The sequence below is a fragment of the Leisingera sp. ANG-M7 genome, from assembly GCF_000813965.1.
In the GTDB taxonomy this organism is placed as follows: domain Bacteria; phylum Pseudomonadota; class Alphaproteobacteria; order Rhodobacterales; family Rhodobacteraceae; genus Leisingera.
This window is the reverse complement of sequence record NZ_JWLI01000027.1, coordinates 1-3,145: the sequence shown is the minus strand read 5'-3', so window position 1 is coordinate 3,145 and position 3,145 is coordinate 1. Positions and strand designations below refer to the sequence as shown.

At 60.9% G+C, this 3,145-nt stretch carries 1 protein-coding gene; it reads left to right on the top strand.

The window, feature by feature from the left end:
- The coding region (locus RA26_RS20895; protein WP_039187189.1) for an RHS repeat-associated core domain-containing protein at window positions 1-3,145 on the top strand (3,145 nt) is incomplete at both ends.

The following is a 3,145-nucleotide window of genomic DNA, read 5'->3' as shown; positions in this document are numbered from 1 at the left end:
GCGCCGTCGACGGCGATTGGCAACAACAACAACGATGTGCCCTTCGTGCAGCAACTGGTTGACAGCATCACGGTGAAGGACGGCCGCGGCCAGTCGCGCCAGACCCGGTTCACTTACGTGAACAACGCCTATGACTACGAGAACCGCCGCCCGCTGGGGTACAAGACGGTGACCGCCTATCTGCCTGCGATCACAGGTGAGAGCGAAGGGCCGCAGGTGGTGACTACTTATCTGAACGGCCATATCGGCGAACGCGGCCGGATCAAGTCGCAGACCCGGATCCATGAGGGCACCACGTATAGCCAAATGATCAACGACTGGAGCGACGTGAATGCGAGTGCCAAAGGGCCTTACCGGGTGACCCGGACCTCGACCCGGACCAGAACCCGTCATGGCTCCAAGCTGATCGAGACCATGAAGGGCTACGAATGGACGGATTACGGTCAGGTGAGGTATGTCACGGATTATGGCTTCACCAGTAACGGGGGTGATCTGGATGCCGCGGACAATGTCCTTACCCGGTATACTTATCAGGTGAACCTGCCTGAGTATCTGGTCTCCTTTCCTGTGCAGAAAAAGGTGATGAAAGGGACAGTTGACACGAGTGACCGGTCGAAATGGCTGACGGTGACCCAGTATGTGTATGAGGGCAGTTCCTTGGTCTGGGTGCCCACGGCGAGCCCCAATGTTGTGCGGGTCGTGGAGTGGAATGGAGCGCCGGGCAGCGGCGGAGCAGGCTTTGAAACGCGGGAGCGCTTTGAATATGATCCCCATGGCAATTTGACCAAGAGTATTGACGCCCGCGGCAATGCCTCCGTCTTCGCCTATGATACGATCCGGCATCTGTTCCGGGTGCGGGAGACCAATGCCAAGGGGCATGTGACCGCGACGGTCTGGGAGCACCGCTGCCAGCAGCCCTGGACCGTGACGGATCCGAACGGGCTGGTGACAACCTACACCTATGACAAGCAGTGCCGGGAGGATTATGCCGCGCTGCCGGGCGGTAATTACGTGGATACGAACTATGTCAATACTGGCAATCCTGCGGGGCAGTTCGTCGCCAAAGTCACCCCGTCACCTGCAGGTGTCGCAGGCAGCCTGGCACAAAGGACACGGGAGTTTTACGACGGGCTGGGGCAGGTCTACAGGACTGTTGTGACCGGCACGACGTCGGCTGACGCCGATATGATTGCCACGGTGCGCGGCTTTGACGCGCGCGGCAACTTGGCTTGGGAAACCATCCCGCTGATCTGGGGCGACGCGGGGAATTCATCCATCATACCATCGTCATCCAAGACCCATTACCGCTATGATCCGCTGGACCGGATAACGCAGAAGATCCATCCGGATGGTGCCAAGGCCACCACTCAGTACGAGGCGCATGTCTGGGAGGGCAGCGGCGACTTTTACCCCAGGGTGCATCAGCGCAACGAGGATTGCCCGGACAGCGGCTTTGCCCCGAACTGCATCGATGTACGGCATATTTATGATGCGCGCGGCAACCGGGTGCGGATGGCAATGACGGATCACGAGAGCACCGATGTCGGCGCGTCTGGGATTTACCGGGCAACAATCTACAGCTACGACCTGCTGAACCGCCTGACCGGCGTGACGGATCCGGGCGGCGCTGCCTGGACCTACACCTATGATGTGCGCGGCAACCGGCTGACCTCGGATGATCCGGGGCTTGGTTATTGGACCATGGAGTATGATGCCAATAACAACCTGACCCGCCAGGTGGATGCCAAGGGGCAGGTGATTGCTTTCACCTATGACAAGCTGAACCGGGTAACCCGGAAGGATGTGACCTGGACAGAAGATGGCACATCCAGGACGGACACCACCGAAACCCGCTATGACCAACCGCTGACCTGGCTCGGCGGCGGGCATAACCTTGGCTTTGTGACCGAGCGCAGCAATGCGGATCACAAGATCAACTACACCTACAACAACCTCGGCCTTGTGGCGGTTGAGCGGCATCGAGATCTGGCTAATTCGGTCAACTACAAGGTGGAGAATACGTACCACGCCAGCGGTGCGCTGCTGTCACAGCAGCTTCCCAAGGACGGCACGGGCAGCGTGGCGGCGCCAGGCTTCAGCTATGATGCCGCCGGACGGGTGACCGGTTTTGGCAGTTACATCACCAATGTCACCTACAACCTGCGCGGCCAGCCGACCTGGACGGACTTCTCCAGCGGCGTGCGCGAGGAGGTGCAGTACAACAACCAGCGCGGCTGGATCAACAAGATCCAGGTGCATGCCAGTGCCGCAAGCGGTGACACCTACCGGGGCCGGCGGCATTACACCCGCAGCTCTTCCGGCCGCGTGACCCGGCAATGGAGCGGGCGAGAGCCGGACCGCTTCAACTACTGCTACGACTATGCCGGCCGTCTGCTGGTGGCCGCCGACCTGAACAAAGCGGGCCTGAGTTGCGAGACCATTGGCAGCTGGACCGGGACTGAACCGCGCGACCAGTTCTTCAGCTACCGCCCAGACGGGTCGATGAAATCCAACAGCTTCATCGGCAGCTACAATTACTCCGGCACACCGGTGGCGCATGCGCCCAAGAGCGCAGACGGCGAAAACTTCACCTATGACGCCAACGGCAACATGCTGGCGGGCTTCGACGGCAAGGTGATGAGCTATGATGGTGAGAACCGGCCGCTGACGGTCTCCAAGGACGGCAACACCACCACCTACATCTATGGCGCCGATGGTGCCCGGTTCAAGCGAGTGGAGCAGGTGGACGGTGAAACCACCACCTCGCTCTATGCCGGCGGGGTGGAGGTTGTGAACCCCGGCGCTGCAGATGAGGAAGTGCGCTGGTACCCGCACCCCAACGTCCGGATGGATTACGCAGGCGGCGCACTGGAAGAGGTGAAATTCCTGCACCGCGACCAGCTCGACAGCGTCTTTGTGATCACCGGCACGGACGGGGAGCGCGATGCCCAGCGGGACTTCACGCCGTTCGGGGATGAGACCGAAACGGTGCTGGAGCCGGAGATGGCGGGCTATCCGGAGAAGGAGGACTACGGCTTCATCGGCGAGCGCGAGGATGAGGCGGCGGGACTGATGTATCTGAACGCCCGCTACTACGACCCGGAGCTGGCCTCCTTCATCCCGGCTGATGCGCTGGCGGAAGCGG